We start from the raw sequence: 24,035 nt of genomic DNA on the forward strand, positions 1-24,035 counted from the left end.
CCATTCACAACATTAAGTTCGAGATTTACCCCAAGTTTAAGAACTCACACCATTATGAATCTTACCGAATTAAAGAATACGCCGGTTTCTGAGCTGATCACTCTCGGCGAAAATATGGGCCTTGAAAACCTGGCTCGTATGCGCAAGCAGGACATTATTTTTGCCATCCTGAAGCAGCACGCAAAGAGTGGCGAAGATATCTTTGGTGACGGTGTGCTGGAGATATTGCAGGATGGATTTGGTTTCCTCCGCTCTGCAGACAGCTCCTACCTCGCCGGTCCTGATGACATCTACGTTTCCCCAAGCCAAATCCGCCGTTTCAACCTCCGCACTGGTGATACCATTTCTGGTAAGATTCGCCCGCCGAAAGAAGGTGAACGCTATTTTGCGCTGTTGAAAGTTAACGAAGTTAACTACGACAAACCGGAAAACGCCCGTAACAAAATCCTCTTCGAAAACTTAACGCCGCTGCACGCAAACTCCCGTCTGCGTATGGAGCGTGGTAATGGTTCTACCGAGGACTTAACGGCGCGCGTACTGGATCTGGCATCGCCGATCGGTCGTGGTCAACGTGGTCTGATTGTAGCACCGCCGAAAGCGGGTAAAACAATGCTGCTGCAGAACATTGCGCAGAGCATTGCCTACAACCACCCGGACTGCGTGCTGATGGTTCTGCTGATTGACGAACGTCCGGAAGAAGTGACCGAGATGCAGCGTCTGGTTAAAGGTGAAGTTGTGGCTTCTACCTTTGACGAACCCGCATCTCGCCACGTTCAGGTTGCGGAAATGGTAATCGAGAAGGCGAAACGTCTGGTTGAACACAAGAAAGACGTTATCATCCTGCTCGACTCCATCACGCGTCTGGCGCGTGCTTACAACACCGTGGTCCCGGCTTCCGGGAAAGTACTGACTGGTGGTGTGGATGCTAACGCCCTGCATCGTCCGAAGCGTTTCTTCGGTGCGGCGCGTAACGTGGAAGAGGGCGGCAGTCTGACCATCATCGCGACTGCGCTTATCGATACCGGCTCTAAAATGGATGAAGTTATCTACGAAGAGTTTAAAGGTACCGGCAACATGGAACTGCATCTCTCTCGTAAGATTGCTGAAAAACGCGTCTTCCCGGCTATCGACTACAATCGTTCCGGTACCCGTAAAGAAGAGCTGCTTACCACCCAGGAAGAGCTGCAGAAAATGTGGATCCTGCGCAAAATCATCCATCCGATGGGTGAAATTGATGCGATGGAGTTCCTCATTAATAAGCTGGCGATGACGAAGACCAATGATGACTTCTTCGATATGATGAAGCGCTCATAATTCAGACATCATCCGAAAACGCCACGTTTTTACGTGGCGTTTTGCTTTTATAGCTGTAATCTTAACGACACAATAACAATAATACGGTATGACATACCGCCAGGTTGAAAAAGATTCGTAATTTGTATCTTGTGGTTGATAATTATACAGAACCATCGGATATGGAGGCGGGTTTCCCTTCTGAATAAAGGTCTTCGTGGTTATACTTCTGCTATTAATTTTCTCTGAGAGCATGCATTGTGAATTTACTGACAGTAAGCACTGATCTCATCAGTATTTTTTTATTCACAACACTGTTTCTTTTCTTTGCGCGTAAGGTCGCAAAAAAGATTGGTTTAGTGGATAAACCCAACTTTCGCAAACGGCATCAAGGATTGATCCCGTTGGTTGGGGGGATTTCGGCTTACGCAGGTATTTGCTTTACGTTTGTGATTGCTGATTATTACATCCCGCATGCATCTCTCTATCTGGCCTGTGCCGGCGTGCTGGTTTTGGTTGGCGCGCTGGACGATCGTTTTGATATCAGTGTAAAAATTCGCGCAACTATCCAGGCCGCGATCGGCATCATCATGATGTCGGTTGGCAAACTCTATCTTCTTAGCCTTGGGTATATTTTTGGCCCCTGGGAGATGATTCTTGGTCCGTTTGGCTATTTACTGACGCTGTTTGCCGTCTGGGCGGCAATTAATGCTTTCAATATGGTGGACGGCATTGACGGCCTGCTAGGTGGGCTGTCCAGCGTTTCATTCGCGGCGATGGGGTTTATCCTGTGGTTCGATGGGCAGACGAGTCTGGCCGTATGGTGTTTTGCGATGATCGCCGCCATTCTGCCTTATATTCTGCTGAACCTGGGCGTTCTTGGGCGCCGTTATAAAGTCTTCATGGGTGATGCCGGCAGTACGCTGATTGGTTTTACCATCATCTGGATCCTGCTGGAAACCACGCAGGGCAAAACGCATCCTATAAGCCCAGTTACCGCACTGTGGATTATCGCCATCCCATTGATGGATATGGTGGCAATCATGTACCGGCGTTTGCGTAAGGGCATGAGCCCGTTCTCAGCCGATCGCCAGCACATTCATCATTTGGTGATGCGGGCTGGGTTTACTTCCCGCCAGGCATTTGTTCTGATTACGCTGGCTGCGGCCGTGTTGGCATCGATCGGTGTGCTGGCTGAATATTTCCGTTTGGTTCCGGAATGGGCCATGCTGGTGCTGTTTTTAATGGCATTTGGCCTCTACGGATACTGTATCAAGCGTGCCTGGAAAGTGGCGAGATTTATCAAGCGAGTGAAGCGCAGACTGCGAAGAATTCGTGAAGGCAAACCAAACTTAACCAAGTGAATTGAGGATGCGATGACACAACCATTACCGGGGGAAGACGCCGTGAGCGCTGAAAATGAACTGGATATCCGTGGGTTGTTTCGTACCTTATGGGCAGGGAAGGTGTGGATTGTCGGTATGGCGCTCGCATTTGCACTTGTTGCTCTCGCCTATACTTTTTTCGCCCGTCAGGAGTGGAGCGCAACGGCTATTTCAGACAAGCCTACGGTCAATATGTTGGGGGGGTATTATTCTCAACAACAGTTCCTGCGCAACCTGGATATTAAGGCCAGCCTCGCGTCAACGGACCAGCCGTCGGTGATGGATGAAGCCTATAAAGAATTTATCATGCAGCTTGCCTCCTGGGATACGCGTCGTGAATTCTGGCAGCAGACTGATTACTATAAGCAGCGTATGGTTGGAAACAGTAAAGCCGATGCCGCGCTGCTGGATGAACTGATCAATAACATTCAGTTTATGCCTGGTGATGCGTTGCGGAACACCAATGACAGCGTGAAGCTGATTGCGGAAACGGCACCTGATGCCAACAATCTGCTGCGCCAGTACGTGGCCTTTGCCAGTCAGCGTGCAGCACGTCATCTGAACGATGAGCTGAAAGGCGCATGGGCTGCGCGGACGGTGCAAATGAAAGCGCAGGTCAAACGGCAGGAAGAGGTAGCAAAATCGATTTTCTCTCGCCGTGTTCATAACATTGAACAAGCGCTCAAAATTGCTGAGCAGCATAATATTTCGCGTACTTCTACTGATGTCCCTGCTGAAGAGTTACCTGATTCTGAGTTGTTTTTACTCGGACGTCCTATGCTACAGGCGCGACTCGAAAACCTGCAGTCTGTTGGCCCAGATTTTGATATGGACTATTTTCAAAACAGGGCCATGCTGAACACGCTGAACGTAGGCCCGACCCTGGATCCGCGTTTTCAGACCTATCGTTATTTGCGGACGCCGGAAGAACCGGTAAAACGTGATAGCCCACGTCGTGCCTTCCTGATGATTATGTGGGGCATCGTTGGGGCCCTGATCGGTGCTGGTGTCGCGTTAACCCGTCGCCGTTCGATTTAGCAATATCGTTGCAGTGAGGGGCTGGGCTCTCACTGCCAATCCGAAGAGAATCGATGTGAAAGTACTGACTGTATTTGGTACGCGACCGGAGGCCATTAAGATGGCTCCTCTGGTTCATGCGCTGGCTAAAGATCCTGATTTCGACGCGAAAGTTTGCGTCACCGCACAGCATCGGGAGATGCTCGATCAGGTATTGCACCTCTTTTCCATCGTACCTGACTACGATCTCAATATTATGCAGCCAGGTCAGGGACTGACAGAAATTACCTGTCGAATTCTGGAAGGATTAAAGCCAATCCTCGCTGAGTTCAAACCTGATGTGGTGCTAGTCCACGGTGATACAACAACAACGCTTGCTACCAGTCTGGCCGCGTTTTATCAGCGTATTCCGGTGGGACATGTTGAGGCTGGGTTGCGAACGGGCGATCTCTATTCTCCCTGGCCGGAAGAGGCAAACCGTACACTGACCGGGCGCCTGGCAATGTATCACTTTTCCCCAACTGAAAATTCACGCCAAAACCTGCTGCGTGAAACCATTCCGGATGATCGTATTTTTGTCACGGGGAATACGGTTATTGATGCGTTGATCTGGGTTCGCGATCGTGTACTGGGAAATGAAGCGCTGCGTGCTGAACTGGCTGAGCGCTATCCTTTCCTGGATGCTGATAAAAAGATGATCCTGGTGACCGGTCATCGTCGGGAAAGCTTTGGTCGCGGTTTTGAGCAAATCTGCCATGCTCTGGCGGAAATTGCCGCGGCTAATCAGGATGTACAGATTGTCTATCCGGTACACCTGAACCCCAACGTTAGCGAGCCGGTGAATCGTATTTTGGGTCACGTTGATAACGTGATGCTAATTGAACCGCAGGACTATCTGCCATTCGTCTGGCTGATGAATCATGCCTGGCTTATCCTTACCGATTCTGGCGGGATTCAGGAGGAAGCCCCTTCTCTGGGCAAACCTGTGTTGGTGATGCGCGAAACAACGGAACGGCCAGAAGCTATTACCGCAGGCACAGTACGTCTGGTTGGGACTGACCCTCAGCGGATTGTGGCAGAAGTCACGCGCTTGCTGCATGACGAAAATGAATATCAGACCATGAGCCGCGCCCATAATCCGTATGGTGATGGGCAGGCGTGTGGCCGAATTTTACACGCGTTAAAAAATAATCGGATATCGCTATGAGTTTTACGACCATTTCTGTCATTGGGCTGGGTTATATCGGACTGCCAACGGCGGCCGCTTTTGCTTCCCGTCAAAAACATGTTATTGGCGTAGATGTAAATCAACATGCGGTGGATACCATTAACCGCGGTGAAATCCACATCGTCGAACCCGATTTGGGTGCTGTGGTGAAAACGGCTGTCGAAAATGGCTTTCTGCGTGCGGTTACGGCACCCGTCGAAGCAGACGCTTATCTGATTGCTGTGCCGACCCCCTTCAAGGGGGAGCATGAACCCGATATGGTCTATGTTGAAGCCGCAGCGAAGTCGCTTGCACCGGTGTTGAAAAAAGGGGCGTTGGTGATCCTTGAATCGACGTCACCCGTCGGGGCAACGGAACAGATGGCAGCATGGCTTGCAGAAATGCGCCCTGACCTGACTTTCCCGCAGCAGGCGGGGGAACAGGCTGACGTGAACATTGCTTATTGTCCGGAGCGCGTGCTGCCAGGCCAGGTGATGGTTGAACTGATTAAAAATGACCGTGTGATTGGCGGAATGACCCCCGTCTGTTCTACGCGTGCCAGCGAACTGTACAACATCTTCCTCGAAGGTGAATGCGTGGTGACTAACGCCCGCACCGCAGAAATGTGTAAGTTGACCGAAAACAGCTTCCGTGACGTCAATATCGCCTTTGCTAATGAACTGTCGCTGATTTGCGCCGATCAGGGGATTAACGTTTGGGAACTGATCCGTCTGGCAAACCGCCACCCGCGGGTTAATATTTTGCAGCCTGGACCTGGCGTTGGCGGACACTGTATCGCGGTCGACCCGTGGTTTATTGTGGCGCAGAACCCGCAGCAGGCGAGATTGATCCGCACCGCGCGCGAGGTAAATGATAGTAAGCCTCATTGGGTTGTCGATCGGGTAAAAGCCGCTGTAGCAGATTGTCTGGCGGAGACCAATAAACGTGCCAGCGAAGTAAAAATTGCCTGTTTTGGTCTGGCGTTCAAACCGAATATTGATGATTTACGTGAAAGCCCGGCAATGGGGGTGGCGCAAAGTATCGCACGCTGGCACAGCGGCGAGACGTGGGTGGTTGAACCGAATATCCATCAGTTACCGAAAAAACTTGATGGCCTGTGTCAACTGGCGAAACTGGATGCTGCGTTGGCAAGTGCCGATGTGCTGGTGATGCTGGTTGACCATAATGAATTTAAAGCGATTAAAGGCGATGCGGTTCACCAGCAATATGTGGTTGATACCAAAGGAGTCTGGCGCTAATGAAACGAATTCTGGTTACCGGTGGTGCAGGATTTATTGGCTCAGCGGTTGTGCGTCACATCATTAATGAGACTCGGGATGCCGTGGTAGTGGTTGATAAGTTAACCTATGCCGGAAACCTGATGTCGCTGACGCCGGTTGCACAGAATGCCCGTTTTGCCTTTGAACACGTGGATATCTGCGATCGCGTAGCGCTCGACAACGTGTTTCAACAGTATCAGCCGGATTGCGTGATGCATCTGGCGGCAGAAAGTCATGTTGATCGTTCTATCGATGGCCCCGCCGCATTTATTGAAACCAATATTGTCGGGACCTACACGTTGCTGGAAGCCGCTCGCGCATACTGGAATGTGTTAACCGATGATAAAAAGCAGGCGTTTCGTTTCCACCATATATCAACCGACGAGGTGTATGGCGACCTGCATTCTACGGATGATTTCTTTACCGAAACGACGCCGTATGCACCGAGTAGTCCTTATTCCGCGTCAAAGGCCAGTAGCGATCATCTGGTGCGTGCCTGGTTGCGCACCTACGGGCTGCCAACGTTAATAACTAACTGCTCCAACAATTATGGCCCCTACCATTTCCCGGAAAAACTGATCCCGCTGATGATACTCAATGCACTGGCGGGAAAACCTCTACCGGTGTACGGCAACGGACAGCAGATTCGTGACTGGCTGTATGTGGAAGATCATGCCCGGGCGCTCTATTGCGTCGCGACAACAGGTGCAGTTGGCGAGACCTATAATATTGGTGGTCATAATGAGCGTAAAAACCTGGACGTGGTCGAAACGATTTGCAGCTTGTTGGAAGAACTGGCGCCGCAAAAACCACGAGGTGTCATGCGGTATCGTGAATTGATCACTTATGTTGACGATCGCCCCGGTCATGATTTGCGCTATGCCATTGATGCGTCAAAAATTGCGCGTGAACTTGGCTGGGTGCCGCAGGAAACGTTTGAAAGTGGGATGCGCAAAACCGTGCAATGGTATCTGGCAAATGAGGCCTGGTGGAAACCCGTGCAGGATGGCAGTTACCAGGGTGAGCGTTTGGGTCTGAAGGGCTAACAGCCTGGTTTTGGCGCCCGGAGGAGGGATCATATGAAAGGTATCATTCTGGCTGGTGGCTCAGGTACTCGCCTGTACCCCATTACGCGCGGCGTATCGAAGCAGTTATTGCCTATTTACGATAAGCCTATGATCTATTACCCGCTATCGGTACTGATGCTGGCGGGAATTCGCGAGATCCTAATTATTACCACACCGGAAGATAAAGGGTATTTCCAGCGTTTGCTGGGGGATGGCTCTGAGTTCGGTATTGAATTGCACTATGCGGAGCAGCCCAGTCCGGATGGTTTAGCACAGGCGTTCATTATTGGTGAAACGTTCCTTAACGGCGAACCGTCATGTCTGGTGCTTGGGGACAATATCTTCTTTGGCCAGGGATTTAGTCCAAAATTACGCCACGTTGCCGCCCGCACGGCAGGTGCGACAGTATTTGGCTATCAGGTGATGGATCCTGAGCGTTTCGGTGTGGTGGAGTTCGATGACAATTTTCGGGCAGTCTCGCTGGAAGAGAAGCCGAAAGAACCAAAATCAAACTGGGCGGTGACAGGACTCTATTTCTACGACAGCAAGGTAGTGGAATACGCAAAGCGTGTGAAACCTTCTGAGCGTGGGGAACTGGAAATTACCTCCATTAACCAGATGTACCTTGACGATGGCAATCTGACCGTTGAATTGCTTGGCCGTGGCTTTGCCTGGCTGGATACCGGTACGCACGACAGTCTGATTGAAGCGAGCACTTTTGTGCAGACGGTAGAGAAACGTCAGGGCTTTAAAATCGCCTGTCTGGAAGAGATCGCATGGCGTAATGGCTGGCTGGATGATGAAGGCGTAAGACGTGCCGCCAGCTCGCTGGCTAAAACAGGCTACGGCCAATATTTGCTGGAGCTTCTCCGTGCCCGTCCGCGCCAGTATTGAGTCTCTGGATTGGGAAAATACGTTCTTTGGTGTGAATAGCGCCATCGTACGGTTTGACCCGCATGCACCGATCCTGACCGCAGAAGTCTTACAGCGCTGGGACCGGGTGCAGGCAAAAATTCATGCTGCAAATACGAATGAAATAGATGCTTTACAGCAGCTGGGTTTTTCACTGGTAGAAGGTGAAATGGACTTTGTTCTGCCGGTTACGTGTGCCCGTGAAAATCCCGGTGCTCAGGTGGCACAAGCTGCGGATATTCCGCTGCTGCGTCAACTGGCGGGAGAGGCGTTCGCCCAAAGTCGTTTCCGCGCACCGTGGTATCCCGTGGAGGCCAGTGCGCGTTTTTATGCACAGTGGATAGAAAACGCTGTGCTGGGCACATTCGATCATCAGTGCCTCATTTTTCGCACACAGACTGGTGGGATTCGCGGTTATGTCTCACTACGTGAAGTCAATGATACTGATGCACGTATTGGCCTGCTGGCTGGTCGTGGTGCGGGTGCAGAACTCATGCAGGCTGCGCTTTGCTGGGCGCAGGCTCGCGGTAAAACAACATTGCGGGTGGCGACCCAGATGGGCAACACCGCCGCGCTTAAACGTTATATACAGAGTGGTGCAAATGTGGAAAGCACCGCGTACTGGTTATACAGGTGACAAAATGATTCCATTTAACGCGCCGCCGGTGGTGGGAACCGAGCTTGAATACATGCAGTCAGCGATGAGCAGCGGTAAGCTGTGTGGCGATGGTGGTTTTACCCGTCGTTGCCAGCAATGGCTGGAGCAGCATTTTGGCAGTGAGAAAGTGCTGCTGACGCCTTCCTGTACCGCATCACTGGAGATGGCGGCATTATTGCTGGACATCCAGCCCGGCGATGAAGTCATCATGCCCAGTTATACATTCGTTTCTACCGCGAACGCATTCGTGCTGCGTGGCGCAAAAATCGTCTTTGTCGATATCCACCCGGATACCATGAACATTGATGAAACGCTGATTGAAGCGGCGATTACCGAGAAAACCCGCGCTATTGTGCCGGTGCACTACGCCGGGGTTGCCTGTGAAATGGATACCATTATGGCGTTGGCGTCACAGTACAACCTGTTCGTGGTGGAAGATGCTGCTCAGGGCGTAATGTCGACCTACAAAGGCCGTGCGCTGGGGACCATTGGGCATATTGGCTGCTTTAGCTTCCATGAGACCAAAAACTATACCGCAGGCGGTGAAGGCGGGGCGACGCTGATCAACGACCGTAAATTAGTTGAACGTGCAGAAATCATCCGTGAAAAGGGGACGAATCGCAGTCAATTTTTCCGCGGTCAGGTTGATAAATATACCTGGCGTGATATTGGCTCCAGTTATTTGATGTCCGATCTCCAGGCTGCCTATCTGTGGGCGCAACTGGAAGCGGCAGAGCGTATTAATCATCAGCGACTGGTACTGTGGCAGAATTATTATGATGCCCTCGAACCGCTGGCGCGCGCCGGGCGCATTGATTTACCCGTCATCCCGGAAGGTTGTGCGCAGAATGCCCATATGTTTTATATCAAGCTGCGTGATATTGATGATCGCACGGCGTTGATTAACTTCCTGAAAGAAGCCGAAATTATGGCGGTATTCCATTATATTCCGCTGCATGATTGTCCGGCTGGCGATAAATTTGGTGTGTTTTCCGGAGTCGATCGTTATACCACCAAAGAAAGTGAACGTCTGTTGCGTCTGCCGCTGTTTTACAACCTGTCGCCGGTTAACCAGCGCACAGTGATTACGACCTTACTCAACTACTTTTCCTGATATGTCGCTGGCTAAAGCGTCCTTGTGGACGGCTACCAGTACGCTGGTAAAAATTGGTGCGGGTTTGTTGGTGGTAAAACTGCTGGCGGTCTCTTTCGGCCCTGCGGGTGTGGGCCAGGCGGGAAACTTCCGCCAGATGGTCACCGTGCTTGGCGTGTTGGCGGGCGCTGGGATTTTCAACGGCGTCACGAAATACGTTGCGCAGCACCATGATGATCCGGCGCGGTTGCGTAAGGTGGTGGGGACATCATCCGCAATGGTGCTGGGATTCTCTACGCTGATGGCGGCGATTTTTCTGCTGGCGGCCGCGCCTATCAGTCAGGGATTGTTTGGTCATACCCATTTTCAGGGGTTGGTACGGCTGGTTGCGCTGGTACAGATGGGGATTGCCTGGGCAAACCTGTTGCTGGCGTTGATGAAGGGCTTTCGCGATGCGGCGGGAAACGCGCTGTCGCTGATTGTGGGTAGCCTGGTCGGCGTCGTGGCCTACTACGGCTGCTATCGGTTGGGCGGATACGAAGGTGCCTTGCTGGGCCTGGCGCTGGTACCTGCGTTGGTCGTTATCCCTGCCGCTATTATGCTGATTAAGCGCGGGGTGATCCCCCTGCATTACCTGAAGCCCTCGTGGGACAACGGCCTGGCAGGGCAACTCAGCAAGTTTACGTTGATGGCGCTCATTACCTCTGTGACGCTACCAGTGGCGTATGTGATGATGCGAAACCTATTGGCGGCGCAATACAGCTGGGATGACGTGGGGATCTGGCAGGGGGTGAGCAGTATCTCTGATGCGTACCTGCAATTTATTACTGCTTCATTCAGTGTGTATCTACTGCCAACACTGTCTCGCCTGACTGAAAAGCGCGACATCGCGCGTGAAGTTATCAAGTCGCTGAAATTTGTATTGCCGGCGGTTGCCGCCGCGAGTTTTACCGTCTGGCTGTTACGTGATTTTGCTATCTGGCTGCTTTTCTCCGCTAAATTCACCGCTATGCGTGATTTATTTGCCTGGCAATTGGTGGGGGATGTTCTGAAAGTGGGTGCCTACGTATTTGGCTATCTGGTGATCGCGAAGGCCTCGCTGCGTTTTTATATTCTGGCCGAAATTAGCCAGTTCATTTTGTTGACGGCATTTGCCCACTGGTTGATCCCCGCGCACGGTGCTCTCGGCGCGGCACAGGCCTATATGGCAACGTACATCGTCTATTTTTCTCTTTGTTGTTGCGTGTTTTTACTCTGGCGTAGGCGGGTATGACTGTACTGATTCACGTTCTGGGATCGGATATCCCTCACCATAACCAAACCGTGCTGCGGTTCTTCAACGACGCGTTGGCTGTAACAAGTGAGCACGCGCGCGTGTTTATGGTTGCTGGTCAGGATACGGGATTAAGCGAGAGCTACCCGGCGTTATCACTGAGTTTCTACGGCGGAAAAAAGGCGCTGGCAGAGGCCGTTATCGCCAAAGCTAAGATGGATCGCCAGCAGCGTTTCTTCTTTCATGGGCAGTTCAATACTAGCCTGTGGCTGGCATTGCTGAGCGGGGGCATTAAACCTGAGCAGTTTTACTGGCATATTTGGGGTGCCGATCTGTATGAAGTCTCCAGTGGGCTGAAATTCCGTCTGTTTTACCCAATTCGTCGAATAGCGCAAAACCGCGTGGGATGTGTCTTTGCCACGCGAGGCGATCTGAGCTATTTCGCTGAGCAGCATCCGCGTGTACGTGGGGAATTGCTCTATTTCCCAACGCGTATGGATCCATCGCTGAACAATATGAGTAATGAGCGCCTGCGACGCGGGAAAATGACGATCCTGGTCGGAAACTCTGGCGATCGCAGTAATGAGCATGTAGCCGCGCTACGCGCTGTTCATCAGCAGTTTGGTGATACGGTGAATGTGATTGTGCCAATGGGTTACCCGGCAAATAATGCAGGCTATATTGATGAAGTACGCCAGGCAGGCCTGGCGTTATTTAGCGCCGATAATCTGCAAATTCTCAGCGAAAAGCTGGAATTTGATGACTATCTGGCGCTACTGCGTCAGTGCGATCTGGGTTACTTTATTTTTGCCCGTCAACAGGGGATTGGTACATTGTGTCTGCTGATTCAGGCGGGGATTCCGTGCGTGCTCAACCGTGAAAACCCATTCTGGCAGGATATGGCAGAGCAAAATATCCCGGTTCTGTTTACGACAGATGTACTCAATGAAGGTATTGTACGCGAAGCGCAGCGCCAGCTGGCATCGGTTGATAAAAGTGCAATTACTTTCTTTAGCCCGAATTATCTGCAACCGTGGCATAACGCGCTGCGCATTGCCTCAGGAGAAACCGTATGAGTCTGATGCAATTCAGCGGTCTGCTGGTGGTGTGGCTACTCTCTACTTTGTTTATCGCCACGCTGACCTGGTTTGAATTCCGACGCGTGCGGTTTAACTTCAATGTCTTCTTTTCATTGCTGTTTTTATTGACGTTTTTCTTTGGTTTTCCGTTAACCAGCGTGCTGGTCTTTCGCTTTGATGTGGCGGTGGCCCCGCCGGAAATTCTGCTGCAGGCGTTGCTGTCTGCTGCCTGTTTCTACGCGGTGTACTATGTGACCTATAAAACACGCCTGCGTAAACGGAGCCTGGAGAGAACGCGCAAACCGCTGTTTACCATCAATCGCGTTGAAGCTCATTTGACCTGGATTATCCTGATGGCGATTGCGCTGGTGAGCGTGGGCATTTTCTTTATGCACAACGGTTTCCTGCTATTCAGGCTGCAATCCTATAGCCAGATTTTCTCCAGTGAAGTATCCGGAGTGGCTCTGAAACGCTTCTTCTACTTCTTCATTCCGGCGATGCTGGTGGTCTACTTCCTGCGTCAGGACAGCAAAGCGTGGCTGTTCTTCCTGGTCAGTACCGTTGCATTTGGGTTGCTGACGTACATGATTGTTGGCGGAACCCGCGCCAATATTATTATCGCGTTTGCCATTTTCCTGTTTATCGGCATTATTCGTGGCTGGATTTCACTATGGATGCTGGCCGCCGCGGGTGTACTGGGTATTGTCGGGATGTTCTGGCTGGCGCTGAAGCGCTACGGGATGAACGTCAGCGGTGATGAGGCGTTCTATACTTTCCTGTACCTCACGCGCGATACCTTCTCGCCGTGGGAGAATTTGGCGCTATTGCTGCAAAATTACCACAATATTGAGTTTCAGGGGCTGGCGCCTATCGTCCGTGATTTCTACGTCTTTATACCGTCCTGGCTGTGGCCGGGCCGACCGAGCATTGTGCTCAATTCCGCGAACTATTTTACCTGGGAAGTGCTGAACAACCACTCGGGCCTGGCTATCTCCCCGACGCTGATTGGTTCGCTGGTGGTGATGGGCGGTGCCTTGTTTATACCGTTAGGTGCGATTGTGGTCGGCCTAATTATTAAATGGTTCGACTGGTTGTATGAATTAGGTAACCGGGAGACTAATCGCTATAAGTCAGCGATTTTTCACAGTTTCTGTTTCGGCGCCATTTTTAATATGATCGTTTTGGCACGTGAAGGGTTAGATTCGTTTGTCTCGCGAGTTGTCTTTTTCCTCGTGATTTTCGGCGTCTGTCTGTTGGTGGCAAAATTGTTGTACTGGCTGTTTGATAGTGCGGGACTCATCCATAAACGAATAAAGTCGGTGCCCCGGACACAGGTTGAAGGATCGTAATGACAGATAACACAACTGCGCCGCTGTATTCACTGCGCGGATTAGAACTGATTGGCTGGCGCGATATGCAGCATGCGCTGAATTACCTGTTTGCTGAGGGACGCCTCAGGCAGGGGACGCTGGTAGCAATTAACGCCGAGAAAATGCTGACAGCGGAGGATAACCCAGAGGTTCGGACGTTGATCGAGGCCGCTGAGTTTAAATATGCGGATGGGATCAGCGTGGTGCGTTCCGTGTGCAAAAAATTCCCACAGGCGCAGGTATCACGTGTGGCCGGGGCCGATCTCTGGGAAGCGCTGATGGCACGCGCCGGGAAGGAAGGAACGCCCGTATTCCTGGTTGGCGGTAAGCCTGATGTTCTGACACAAACAGAGGCAAAACTGCGCGCACAATGGCACGTCAATATTGTTGGCAGTCAGGACGGCTATTTTACCGCCGATCAGCGTCAGGCGCTGTTTGAGCGTATTCATGCCAGCGGCGCACAGCTTGTTACCGTGGCGATGGGATCGCCGAAACAAGAAATTTTTATGCGTGATTGCCGCCAGGTCCATCCGAATGCGCTGTATATGGGCGTGGGCGGCACCTACGATGTGTTTACCGGGCATGTAAAGCGCGCGCCCAAATTCTGGCAGAGCCTGGGATTGGAGTGGCTGTATCGCTTGCTGCTGCAACCGAGTCGTATCACCCGCCAACTTCGTTTATTACGTTATCTCCGCTGGCACTATACCGGCAATCTCTGACATCACCTCTGCGTTGTTCAGTAGCGCGTTATGCTAAACGCGCTACTTATTCACAACATAATCGCTGCTTTCTCGCACAATCTATTCATTTTTTGAATGCTTTAATTGCCATTTAGATGATTTTAAGAAACCATTCGCAACAATCATTGCAGTGCCGTGGTGTTTTTGGTGCCAACCGTAAGCGGTCGGTGCTGAATGGCCTGTTATGGCAAAAAAACGATGTACCCATAACGATAACCGGAAATACCGGAAACAATGCAATCACAACAAGAGGATCTATGGCAGAGAATAAATCTGAGCTACAGCGTGGGCTGGAGGCTCGTCATATCGAATTGATAGCCCTTGGGGGGACCATTGGTGTCGGACTGTTTATGGGGGCTGCCAGTACCCTGAAATGGGCTGGACCATCGGTTCTGCTGGCGTATATCGTCGCTGGGCTGTTCGTCTTCTTCATCATGCGTTCCATGGGGGAGATGTTGTTCCTGGAGCCGGTCACTGGCTCATTCGCCGTTTACGCTCACCGTTATATGAGTCCCTTCTTTGGCTATCTTACCGCATGGTCATATTGGTTTATGTGGATGGCGGTGGGGATCTCGGAGATTACCGCCATTGGGGTCTACGTGCAGTTCTGGTTCCCGGAAATGGCGCAATGGATACCCGCGTTGATTGCGGTGGGTCTGGTAGCGCTGGCAAACCTGGCAGCAGTTCGCTTGTATGGTGAAATCGAATTCTGGTTTGCCATGATTAAAGTGACCACCATCATTGTGATGATTGTCATTGGCGTAGGGGTTATTTTCTTCGGTTTTGGTAATGGTGGTCAGGCGATTGGCTTTGGCAATTTGACCGAGCATGGCGGCTTCTTCGCGGGGGGCTGGAAAGGGTTCCTGACAGCACTGTGTATTGTTGTTGCTTCCTATCAGGGCGTGGAGCTTATCGGCATCACGGCAGGTGAGGCTAAAAACCCGCAGGTCACGCTACGTAGCGCCGTGGGTAAGGTTCTGTGGCGTATTCTGATTTTCTACGTAGGTGCGATTTTTGTTATCGTCACTATCTTCCCGTGGAATGAGATTGGTAGTAACGGCAGCCCGTTCGTTCTCACTTTTGCCAAGATTGGTATTACGGCAGCCGCTGGGATTATCAACTTTGTGGTCCTGACGGCCGCGCTATCTGGCTGTAACAGCGGGATGTACAGCTGTGGCCGTATGCTCTATGCGCTGGCAAAGAACCGCCAATTACCTGCCGCCGTCGGAAAAGTCTCTCGTCACGGAGTGCCAGTCGCTGGTGTGGCGATTTCTATCGTGATCCTGCTGATTGGCTCGTGCCTGAACTACATCATTCCCAATCCGCAGCGGGTGTTCGTTTATGTCTATAGCGCCAGCGTGTTGCCGGGCATGGTTCCGTGGTTTGTGATCCTGATAAGCCAGTTGCGTTTCCGTCAGGCACATAAGGAAGCGATAGCCAGCCATCCGTTCCGTTCCATTCTGTTCCCGTGGGCGAATTATTTGACGATGGCATTCCTGATTTGCGTATTAATTGGGATGTACTTTAATGAAGATACCCGAATGTCGCTTTTTGTTGGCATTGGCTTCCTGTTGGCAGTAACGCTCATTTATAAGGTTTTTGGCCTGAATCGCCATGGTGTAGCCCAAAAACTGGAGGAATAAGCGACAAAACGCACAAAGCGTGACCAAACGATAATTTATTTTAAAAAAGCACTAGACAGCAGACCGAGACCTCCGTAATATCCAGCCCCGCAACGGCGCTAAGCGCCCGTAGCTCAGCTGGATAGAGCGCTGCCCTCCGGAGGCAGAGGTCTCAGGTTCGAATCCTGTCGGGCGCACCATTTAGTAGGGTGCCAGAGCTGCGGTGGTTTTAATACCGCGTAAAAGATTTGCAGTGGTGGCTATAGCTCAGTTGGTAGAGCCCTGGATTGTGATTCCAGTTGTCGTGGGTTCGAATCCCATTAGCCACCCCATTAATTTAAAGTTGTGAAATGCGAAGGTGGCGGAATTGGTAGACGCGCTAGCTTCAGGTGTTAGTGTTCTTACGGACGTGGGGGTTCAAGTCCCCCCCCTCGCACCACGACTTAAAGAATTGAACTAAAAATTCAAAAAGCAGTAAAACGGCGAGTAGCGCAGCTTGGTAGCGCAACTGGTTTGGGACCAGTGGGTCGGAGGTTCGAATCCTCTCTCGCCGACCAATTTTGAACCCCGCTTCGGCGGGGTTTTTTGTTTTCTGTTCCTCACTTTTGTACCTCTTCTCCCCCAAATGTCATGAAGTCTTAAAAAGCCGCAATCCCTGGTTTTTACAGTGCAATCACCACATACGCTGTGTAATAATATGCGTGTAGATGCTCATTCCATCTCTTATGTTCGCCATCAGGCCTCATAAACTCAGGAATGATGCAGAGCCGTTTACGGTGCTTATCGTCCACTGACAGATGTCGCTTTAGCTTCATCAAACACCATGGACATAACGTTGAGTGAAGCACCCATTTATGTTGTCATACAGACCTGTTTAGCGCCTGCTCCAAAAGAGCGGGCGTTTTTTTATGCATATCCGTCCGGAATGATTTTGTGTATGCGGTAGGCCCGGTAAGCGAAGCGCTACCGGGCAAGGGAGAATTACTGCGGGGGATTGTTGTTCTGCAGCGTCAACATCAGGCCATCACGACGCATTGTTGCGGCCTCTTCCGGCTGATGTAGTCTGTCCAGCGCGTCAGCAAGCCAGGCGTAGTCGTATGCATCCGGGCGTTGTTTAAGCGCGGCACGGAAGGCGAGCGTAGCTTCCTGCCATTCACCGTGCTTCATCAATGACTGACCAAGCGTACTCCACAGCAGTGGGCGGTCGCCCACCACTTTAATTTGCTGGCGCAGCACTTTTTCTATCTGTTCCGGGTTGTTGGTTTTCAGACGTGGGATCGGCAGCACCAGGCGGTCGTCATACTGACGTTTCAGACCATCGATGATGATTTGCTGTGCCGTATCGTGATCGTCACACTCAATCAGATGTTCTGCCATCGCCACCTGTAGGGCAACCTGCTGACGAGTCTTACGGCTCTGATTTTTCCACCATGCGCGTAATCCCTCGCTGCCCTGATCGGCGCGAACCTGATCCATCAGACCCACCCATGCCTGCTGTTCCAGCATCGCACGGTGTTCTTCATCACCCACATGCGCTTTCGCCATTGATGGAATGATATCCAGCAAAGAACTCCACGCACCGGTGCGAATGTAAGCCTGTTCAGCCAGGCGCAAGACTTCCGGATGGCGTGGCGTCACTTCCAGCAGTTTGTCTACACTGTGGCGCGCGGCATGGTTTTCATTACGGGCCAGCTGCAAACGAACACGGGCGATTTCGACCGGGATCGTATCATTTCCGGCGAGTTCGGCTGCGCGTTCAAGGTGTTGATTAGCGCGAGCTTCATCACCACGCTGCTGAGCCGCTTCTGCCGCCAGAAGGTAATTCACCACCGGTTGTTCTGCGTGATCGGCATTTTTTGACATCAGCTTTTCAACCTGCTGATAGTCGCCTTCTGCCAGTTTAAGCAGCGCCTGCTCGGTCTGCTTGCGCGCACGACGGCGTTTACGCCCCACAAACCAGCCGCGGGTATGCGCACCAGTACGGAATATACGGCGCAGCAGCCACTCAATCGCAAAAAGAATAACCATTGCGACGATCAGAATGATCACCAGACCTGTCACGCTGGTTTCGATGTTGTAGTTATCCGTCTGGATCAGAACATAACCCTGATGACCAGCAATCATCGGACCAACGACGATCCCGGCGATCAACAGCACAAAGAGTAATAATACTTTTAGCATCATTATTCTCCCTGCGGCGCGGTTGCCGGAGCATCTGCCTGAGGTACTGGTGCAGGTGCGGCTTCAGCCGGTGATGTGGATGGCTGGGCCAGCAAATTACGCACGCGAGTCTGCATTAGCTTCTCAAGAACAGCCTGGCTCTGAAGTGTTTCCGGTACGTCCATGCTGATGCTTTGCTGGCTCAGTTGATCGACCTCTTCAAGGAACGCTTTTGTCGCTGCATCGTCAGTGTCGTAATAGGCGCGAACCCACGTGGAGACATTTTCCAGCGCCTGGCGGTATGTTTCTTCCTGATGGCGAGGTACGGCTTGCGCCGCTACGAGCAGGCGTGAGCGGATGTTCTCACGTAAGTAAACATCCTGGTTTGGCGCCAGTAGCGGGACGGCGGTTTCATCACGACGGCGAATGGTGATAAAGCTGTCCATAAAGTTCTGCCAGCTTTTTTGTAGATTGACGCGCCATTCGCTAATGGAGCTGGAAAGCTCGCTGCTGTCCGAATCCATCGGTGAATCATCGGTATCGTTATCAGCCAGACGCAGGTTATCAATTTGGTTAGCGAGCTGGTTTACCTTGAGGATAATGCCGTCATAGTCGACCTGAGTTACCGCAGAGAGGCTGGCGATATCGTCGGTAATCGCGCGACGAGCGGCAATTAAACTGGGGTCATTCATGTCAGCCAGGCTGGCGTCGGCGCTTTTCAGTAACGCTGCGGCGGTGGTAACGTCCTGATCGCTCCATAATTTACGCCCCGCCAGTTTCACCAGAAAATCGGCCTGCGCCAGCAGCCAGGTTTTGGCATCGCTTCCGGATATAGTGGCGATTTTTTGCTGAACCTCATCAAGCTGTTTGGCCAGCGCAGTCTGCTGGCGATTGGCTTCATCCAGCTGTGTTGCCTGCTGCTTAATAATTCCTTCCAGCTCAGTCTTTTGGGTTTCTTGCGCTTTTTGCAGCGCCATGAGCTGGTTTGCCAGCGCATCACTGGTTGCTGTCTGCGTAGTGGCCTGCTGCTTCCCCCAGCCATACAGCCCCACGCCTGCCGCCAGCGCAATAGCAATCGCCACAGCGCTCAGAATTAGTGCGGTACTGTTCTTACTCTTTTTTTCAGTGTTGTTGACTGGCTGTGATGTGGTGTCCACGGCCTCCCTGGTCTCTTCAACCACGGCGGAGGTTTTTTCTTGTTCCGTCATTATGGCATCCCATTATGAGAGTTATTGTAATGCGCGTAGTAGCGCATCGTTGTCGGCGTTATCAGCGACCTTAATATCTTGCCAGCCCAGTTCCCGGGCGAGGTTCGCCAGACGCTCACTGACGACCAGCAGCCGACAGCGTAGTAACCAGTGCTCACGATACCACTGCGGAATAAGCGCCCAGAGCTGCTGTAGCATCTCTCCGCTGGTGACAACCACTGTTTTCACACCGCGTGATTGCCAGCGCATCGCTTCCTCTGCGCCATCGTAATGTTTTGCACTGCGTTGATAACATTCACAAAAATCAACATCGGCTCCGCGCGTTATCAGGGTTTCACCGATCAACTCCCGACCGCCGTTGCCACGTAAAATCAGCACGCGTTTTCCCGCAATATTTTGTAATTCAGGTAATTGTAGCAAGACTTCGCTAATTTCCCGATCCAACGGATAGTGAATATTGCATCCGCTCACGGTGTGCAACGCCAGCGCCGTTGTACGGCCGATGGCAAAATAGCGCGGGAGAGTGGACCAACTTACCCCTTGCCGCTGAAGTTGAGCATCGGCAAAGGTCACGGCGTGCTGTGAGAGAGCAAAAACCAGATCGTTTTCGGTGAGCGCCGAAAGACGGGGAGCCAGCGTTGGCAGTTCCCGGCCCGGCGCGAACTCAATAAGCGGAAAACTCCAGGCCACCTGCCCCAGTGTGCGCAGACGGCTCACTAACTCTTCCCCAGCGGGAGATGGGCGGGTGACCAGAATACTCATGCGGGGGCATCTCCGTTATAAACTTCCGCCAGAATGGCGCGTGCACCGTTTTCCAGCAGCTCTTCTGCCAGAGATATACCCATTTTTTCCGCATCCTGCGCTGCGCCACGACGTTCTCCACATACCATCTGTGAACCATCTGGCGCACCGACTAACGCGCGTAGCCAAATCTCACCGTTGATGAGTTCCGCATAGCTGCCGATAGGAACCTGGCATCCCCCTTCCAGGCGGGTGTTCATGGCACGTTCTGCTTTTACGCGCAGGGCTGTTTCTTCATGGTTGAGTGGCGCTAACAGTGCCTGAGTGCGCTGATCGTCGAGTCGACATTCGATACCCACAGCGCCTTGTCCGACCGCAGGCAGAGACACTTCTGGTGCCAGTGCTGCGCGGATTCGTGACTCCAGCCCTAAGCGTTTTAATCCAGCGACGGCCAGAATAATGGCGTCGTAGTCACCGTTGTCCAGTTTGCTCAGGCGAGTACCTACGTTGCCGCGCAGCGAGCGGATGATGAGATCCGGGCGCTGTTTTGCCAATTGGCACTGGCGACGTAAGCTGGACGTTCCAACGATGCTCCCTGCTGGCAGCTCATCCAGCGTGTTGTATTTATTTGAGACGAAAGCATCACGCGGATCTTCACGCTCGCAAATAGTGACCAGCCCAAGACCTTCAGGAAATTCGACCGGCACATCCTTCATGGAATGCACGGCGATATCTGCGCGTTTTTCCAGTAGCGCGACTTCCAACTCTTTAACAAACAAGCCCTTACCCCCGACTTTTGCCAGTGGGGTATCCAGAATCACGTCGCCACGGGTCACCATGGGAACCAGTTCAACGACCAGACCGGGGTGGTTTGCCATTAAGGCGTCTTTGACATAATGTGCCTGCCAGAGCGCAAGGGGGCTTTGGCGTGTGGCAATTCTCAAAACATTGTCTAACATGCTTGTTACCGTCATTATCAATCATTGACCATCCTAACATCCTTATCAAAGGGATGTCAGCGTTACGCTCAAACGTAAGTGAGAGGAAAAGGCGCTGCATCATCACTGGCAGTGATTAATGACGAGAAACCTCCCGACCGTATGAAGGAATTTACACGTAACGAACGGTGCTACACTTGTATGTAGCGCATCTTTCTTTACGGTCAATGAGCAAGGTGTTAAATTGATCACGTTTTAGACCATTTTTTCGGCTGCACTCCCTAAAAAAATAGGGGTGAAAAAACGGTAACGGTTATTTTTGACATACGGTTTATCCGAATTGCTGAAGATTGTTGATGAGCGCTTGCGCCGCAGCAATCGACAACATGATGGATAGCAACATCAGGCGATACGTCTTGTACCTCTATATTGAGACTCTGAAACAGAGACTGGATGCCATAAATCAACTGCGTGTGGATCGCGCGCTTGCTGCCATGGGACCTGCCTTCCAGCAGGTATACAGTCTGCTGCCGACATTATTGCACTACCACCACCCACTGATGCCGGGTTACCTCGATGGTAACGTTCCCAAAGGCATATGCTTTTACACGCCTGATGAAACCCAACGCCACTACCTGAATGAGCTGGAACTGTACCGCGGTATGTCACCGCAGGACCCTCCAAAGGGCGAACTGCCGATCACCGGCGTTTACTCTATGGGCAGCACCTCTTCCGTAGGGCAAAGCTGTTCCTCTGACCTCGATATTTGGGTCTGCCATCAATCCTGGCTGGATAGCGAAGAGCGGCAGTTGCTGCAACGTAAATGCAGCCTGCTGGAAAGTTGGGCCGCCTCGCTGGGTGTGGAAGTCAGTTTCTTCCTGATTGATGAAAACCGTTTCCGCCATAATGAAAGCGGCAGTCTGGGTGGTGAAGACTGTGGCTCGACGCAGCATATCCTGCTGCTTGATGAATTCTATCGCACCGCTGTGCGCCTCGCAGGTAAGCGTATTCTGTGGAATATGGTGCCTGGTGATGAAGAAGAGCATTACGACGATTACGTCATGACGCTCTACGCGCAGGGGGTGTTAACGCCAAACGAATGGCTGGATCTGGGTGGACTCAGTTCGCTTTCCGCCGAAGAGTACTTTGGTGCCAGCCTCTGGCAGTTGTACAAGAGTATCGATTCCCCGTACAAAGCGGTGCTGAAAACGCTGCTGCTGGAAGCCTATTCCTGGGAATACCCCAATCCACGCCTGTTGGCGAAAGACATTAAACAGCGCTTGCACGACGGCGAGATTGTCTCTTTTGGTCTCGACCCATACTGCATGATGTTGGAACGTGTAACCGAGTACCTCACTGCGATTGAGGACCCAACACGTCTTGATTTAGTGCGTCGATGTTTCTACTTAAAAGTCTGTGAGAAACTGAGCCGTGAACGCGCCTGCGTGGGCTGGCGTCGTGAAGTGTTAAGTCAGTTAGTACAAGAGTGGGGTTGGGATGAAGCCCGCCTGACAATGCTGGATAACCGCGCTAACTGGAAAATTGACCAGGTACGCGAAGCGCACAACGAACTGCTCGATGCAATGATGCAGAGCTATCGTAATTTGATTCGTTTTGCGCGCCGCAACAATCTTAGCGTCAGCGCCAGTCCGCAGGATATTGGCGTGCTGACCCGTAAGCTGTATGCCGCATTTGAAGCCTTGCCCGGCAAAGTGACGCTGGTGAACCCGCAGATCTCACCGGATCTCTCAGAACCCAATCTGACCTTTATCCACGTGCCGCCAGGTCGCGCCAACCGTTCGGGTTGGTATCTCTACAACCGCGCACCTAACATGGATTCGATCATCAGCCATCAGCCGCTGGAATATAACCGCTATCTCAATAAGCTGGTGGCGTGGGCATGGTTTAACGGCCTGCTGACATCGCGTACGCATTTGTTTATTAAGGGTAACGGTATTGTCGACTTGCCGAAGCTGCAGGAGATGGTCGCCGATGTCTCGCACCACTTCCCGCTGCGTCTGCCGGCACCAACGCCGAAAGCGCTGTACAGCCCGTGCGAAATTCGCCATCTGGCAATTATCGTCAACCTCGAATATGACCCGACGGCGGCGTTCCGCAATCAGGTCGTGCATTTTGATTTCCGTAAGCTGGATGTCTTTAGCTTTGGCGAAGAGCAAAATTGTCTGGTGGGTAGCGTAGATCTGCTGTATCGCAACTCGTGGAATGAAGTGCGAACCCTGCACTTCAACGGCGAGCAGGCGATGATTGAAGCGTTAAAAACGATTCTGGGCAAAATGCATCAGGATGCCGCGCCACCGGATAGCGTTGACGTGTTCTGTTACAGCCAGCATTTGCGTGGTTTAATCCGCACGCGTGTCCAGCAACTGGTGTCTGAGTGCATCGAACTGCGCCTGTCCAGTACGCGCCAGGAAACTGGGCGCTTCAAAGCGCTGCGTGTTTCCGGTCAGACGTGGGGCCTGTTCTTCGAACGTCTGAACGTCTCGGTGCAGAAACTGGAAAACGCCATTGAATTCTATGGCGCGATTTCGCACAACAAATTGCACGGTCTTTCCGTTCAGGTTGAGACCAACCATGTGAAATTGCCGTCGGTGGTGGACGGTTTTGCCAGCGAAGGGATCATTCAGTTCTTTTTTGAAGAGACGGGTGATGAGCAGGGCTTTAACATCTACATTCTGGACGAGAGTAACCGTGTCGAGGTGTATCACCACTGTGAAGGCAGTAAAGAAGAGCTGGTGCGGGATGTCAGCCGCTTCTATTCATCGTCGCACGATCGCTTCACTTACGGCTCCAGTTTTATCAACTTTAACCTGCCGCAGTTTTATCAGATTGTGAAAACTGACGGGCGCGCGCAGGTGATCCCGTTCCGCACCCAGCCGATTAGTCCAGTCCCACAAACCAGTCAGGATAACGACACGCCGCTGTTGCAGCAGTATTTCTCGTGAGTTAACTTTCCCGGATGCATGACGCTTAT

At 52.0% G+C, this 24,035-nt stretch carries 19 protein-coding genes and 4 tRNA genes; 19 read left to right on the top strand and 4 right to left on the bottom strand.

The genetic code is table 11. The features are described from left to right. The first annotated feature begins 54 nt into the window (after positions 1–54). The 18 genes from rho to NNO08_RS13360 all read left to right on the top strand — a co-directional run bounded on the left by rho (position 55) and on the right by NNO08_RS13360 (position 16,553). Positions 55–1,314: a transcription termination factor Rho gene (gene rho, locus NNO08_RS13275; RefSeq protein WP_002437993.1), complete on the top strand. Its 1,260-nt coding sequence runs from the start codon at positions 55–57 to the stop codon at positions 1,312–1,314. 239 nt (positions 1,315–1,553) lie between these two features. Then, positions 1,554–2,657, top strand: a complete 1,104-nt coding sequence (gene wecA, locus NNO08_RS13280; RefSeq protein WP_005133353.1) for a UDP-N-acetylglucosamine--undecaprenyl-phosphate N-acetylglucosaminephosphotransferase — start codon at positions 1,554–1,556, stop codon at positions 2,655–2,657. Positions 2,658–2,669: 12 nt separating this feature from the next. Next, positions 2,670–3,716 (top strand): ECA polysaccharide chain length modulation protein, encoded by a 1,047-nt coding sequence (gene wzzE / locus NNO08_RS13285; RefSeq protein ID WP_137383182.1) that lies wholly within the window; start codon positions 2,670–2,672, stop codon positions 3,714–3,716. A 55-nt stretch (positions 3,717–3,771) separates the two neighbouring features. Beyond that, positions 3,772–4,902 (top strand): non-hydrolyzing UDP-N-acetylglucosamine 2-epimerase, encoded by a 1,131-nt coding sequence (wecB, locus tag NNO08_RS13290; RefSeq protein WP_271440996.1) that lies wholly within the window; start codon positions 3,772–3,774, stop codon positions 4,900–4,902. Beyond that, on the top strand, positions 4,899–6,161 hold the full coding sequence (gene wecC, locus NNO08_RS13295) for a UDP-N-acetyl-D-mannosamine dehydrogenase (RefSeq protein ID WP_271456892.1): 1,263 nt from the start codon (positions 4,899–4,901) through the stop codon (positions 6,159–6,161). Before wecB ends, wecC begins: the two co-directional genes overlap by 4 nt. Then, positions 6,161–7,228 (top strand): dTDP-glucose 4,6-dehydratase, encoded by a 1,068-nt coding sequence (gene rffG / locus NNO08_RS13300; protein WP_271440998.1) that lies wholly within the window; start codon positions 6,161–6,163, stop codon positions 7,226–7,228. Before wecC ends, rffG begins: the two co-directional genes overlap by 1 nt. A gap of 33 nt (positions 7,229–7,261) precedes the next feature. Further along, positions 7,262–8,143 (top strand): glucose-1-phosphate thymidylyltransferase RfbA, encoded by an 882-nt coding sequence (gene rfbA, locus NNO08_RS13305; protein WP_271449832.1) that lies wholly within the window; start codon positions 7,262–7,264, stop codon positions 8,141–8,143. Beyond that, a complete protein-coding gene (gene rffC / locus NNO08_RS13310; RefSeq protein ID WP_271456893.1) occupies positions 8,121–8,798 on the top strand; it encodes a dTDP-4-amino-4,6-dideoxy-D-galactose acyltransferase in 678 nt (225 codons plus the stop codon). Before rfbA ends, rffC begins: the two co-directional genes overlap by 23 nt. Positions 8,799–8,802: 4 nt before the next feature. Continuing rightward, complete coding sequence (gene rffA, locus NNO08_RS13315; protein ID WP_040230067.1) at positions 8,803–9,933, top strand: dTDP-4-amino-4,6-dideoxygalactose transaminase; 1,131 nt, start codon at positions 8,803–8,805, stop codon at positions 9,931–9,933. Between the two features lies 1 nt (position 9,934). Continuing rightward, positions 9,935–11,185, top strand: coding sequence for a lipid III flippase WzxE (gene wzxE, locus NNO08_RS13320; RefSeq protein WP_271456894.1), 1,251 nt, complete (start codon positions 9,935–9,937; stop codon positions 11,183–11,185). After that, the gene (locus NNO08_RS13325; RefSeq protein WP_271449829.1) at positions 11,182–12,261 is read left to right on the top strand and encodes a TDP-N-acetylfucosamine:lipid II N-acetylfucosaminyltransferase; all 1,080 of its coding nucleotides are present in this window, start codon (positions 11,182–11,184) and stop codon (positions 12,259–12,261) included. The genes wzxE and NNO08_RS13325 overlap by 4 nt, the downstream gene beginning before the upstream one ends. Continuing rightward, entirely contained in the window at positions 12,258–13,613 is a 1,356-nt protein-coding gene (gene wzyE, locus NNO08_RS13330) for an ECA oligosaccharide polymerase (protein WP_271456895.1), read from the top strand. The genes NNO08_RS13325 and wzyE overlap by 4 nt, the downstream gene beginning before the upstream one ends. Next, entirely contained in the window at positions 13,613–14,353 is a 741-nt protein-coding gene (gene wecG, locus NNO08_RS13335) for a lipopolysaccharide N-acetylmannosaminouronosyltransferase (protein ID WP_271456896.1), read from the top strand. Before wzyE ends, wecG begins: the two co-directional genes overlap by 1 nt. 278 nt (positions 14,354–14,631) lie before the next feature. Next, positions 14,632–16,017, top strand: a complete 1,386-nt coding sequence (gene thrP / locus NNO08_RS13340) for a bifunctional threonine/serine APC transporter ThrP (RefSeq protein WP_271449827.1) — start codon at positions 14,632–14,634, stop codon at positions 16,015–16,017. A 102-nt stretch (positions 16,018–16,119) separates the two neighbouring features. Then, positions 16,120–16,196: transfer RNA gene (locus NNO08_RS13345), tRNA-Arg, on the top strand. Positions 16,197–16,252: 56 nt separating this feature from the next. Further along, positions 16,253–16,328, top strand: a tRNA-His gene (locus NNO08_RS13350). Positions 16,329–16,348: 20 nt separating this feature from the next. Beyond that, positions 16,349–16,435: transfer RNA gene (locus tag NNO08_RS13355), tRNA-Leu, on the top strand. A 41-nt stretch (positions 16,436–16,476) separates the two neighbouring features. Then, positions 16,477–16,553 (top strand) — tRNA-Pro (locus tag NNO08_RS13360). A 424-nt stretch (positions 16,554–16,977) separates the two neighbouring features. Here NNO08_RS13360 and hemY read toward each other — a convergent pair. From hemY to hemC, 4 genes are read right to left on the bottom strand one after another with little or no spacing between them, the layout of a single operon-like run. Continuing rightward, on the bottom strand, positions 16,978–18,177 hold the full coding sequence (gene hemY / locus NNO08_RS13365) for a protoheme IX biogenesis protein HemY (protein WP_271441037.1): 1,200 nt from the start codon (positions 18,175–18,177) through the stop codon (positions 16,978–16,980). A 2-nt stretch (positions 18,178–18,179) separates the two neighbouring features. Beyond that, on the bottom strand, positions 18,180–19,364 hold the full coding sequence (gene hemX / locus NNO08_RS13370) for a uroporphyrinogen-III C-methyltransferase (RefSeq protein ID WP_271441005.1): 1,185 nt from the start codon (positions 19,362–19,364) through the stop codon (positions 18,180–18,182). 21 nt (positions 19,365–19,385) lie between these two features. Beyond that, on the bottom strand, positions 19,386–20,126 hold the full coding sequence (gene hemD / locus NNO08_RS13375) for a uroporphyrinogen-III synthase (protein WP_271456897.1): 741 nt from the start codon (positions 20,124–20,126) through the stop codon (positions 19,386–19,388). Next, positions 20,123–21,064 (bottom strand): hydroxymethylbilane synthase, encoded by a 942-nt coding sequence (gene hemC, locus NNO08_RS13380; protein WP_271441007.1) that lies wholly within the window; start codon positions 21,062–21,064, stop codon positions 20,123–20,125. Before hemC ends, hemD begins: the two co-directional genes overlap by 4 nt. A gap of 395 nt (positions 21,065–21,459) precedes the next feature. Between hemC and cyaA the strand changes: the two genes are divergently transcribed. Then, positions 21,460–24,006 carry a class I adenylate cyclase gene (cyaA, locus tag NNO08_RS13385; RefSeq protein ID WP_202039645.1) on the top strand — a complete coding sequence of 849 codons (2,547 nt, stop codon included), beginning with the start codon at positions 21,460–21,462 and terminating at the stop codon, positions 24,004–24,006. Positions 24,007–24,035: the final 29 nt, after the last annotated feature.

The sequence above is a fragment of the Citrobacter sp. Igbk 17 genome, from assembly GCF_028069775.1.
Lineage (GTDB): Bacteria > Pseudomonadota > Gammaproteobacteria > Enterobacterales > Enterobacteriaceae > Citrobacter.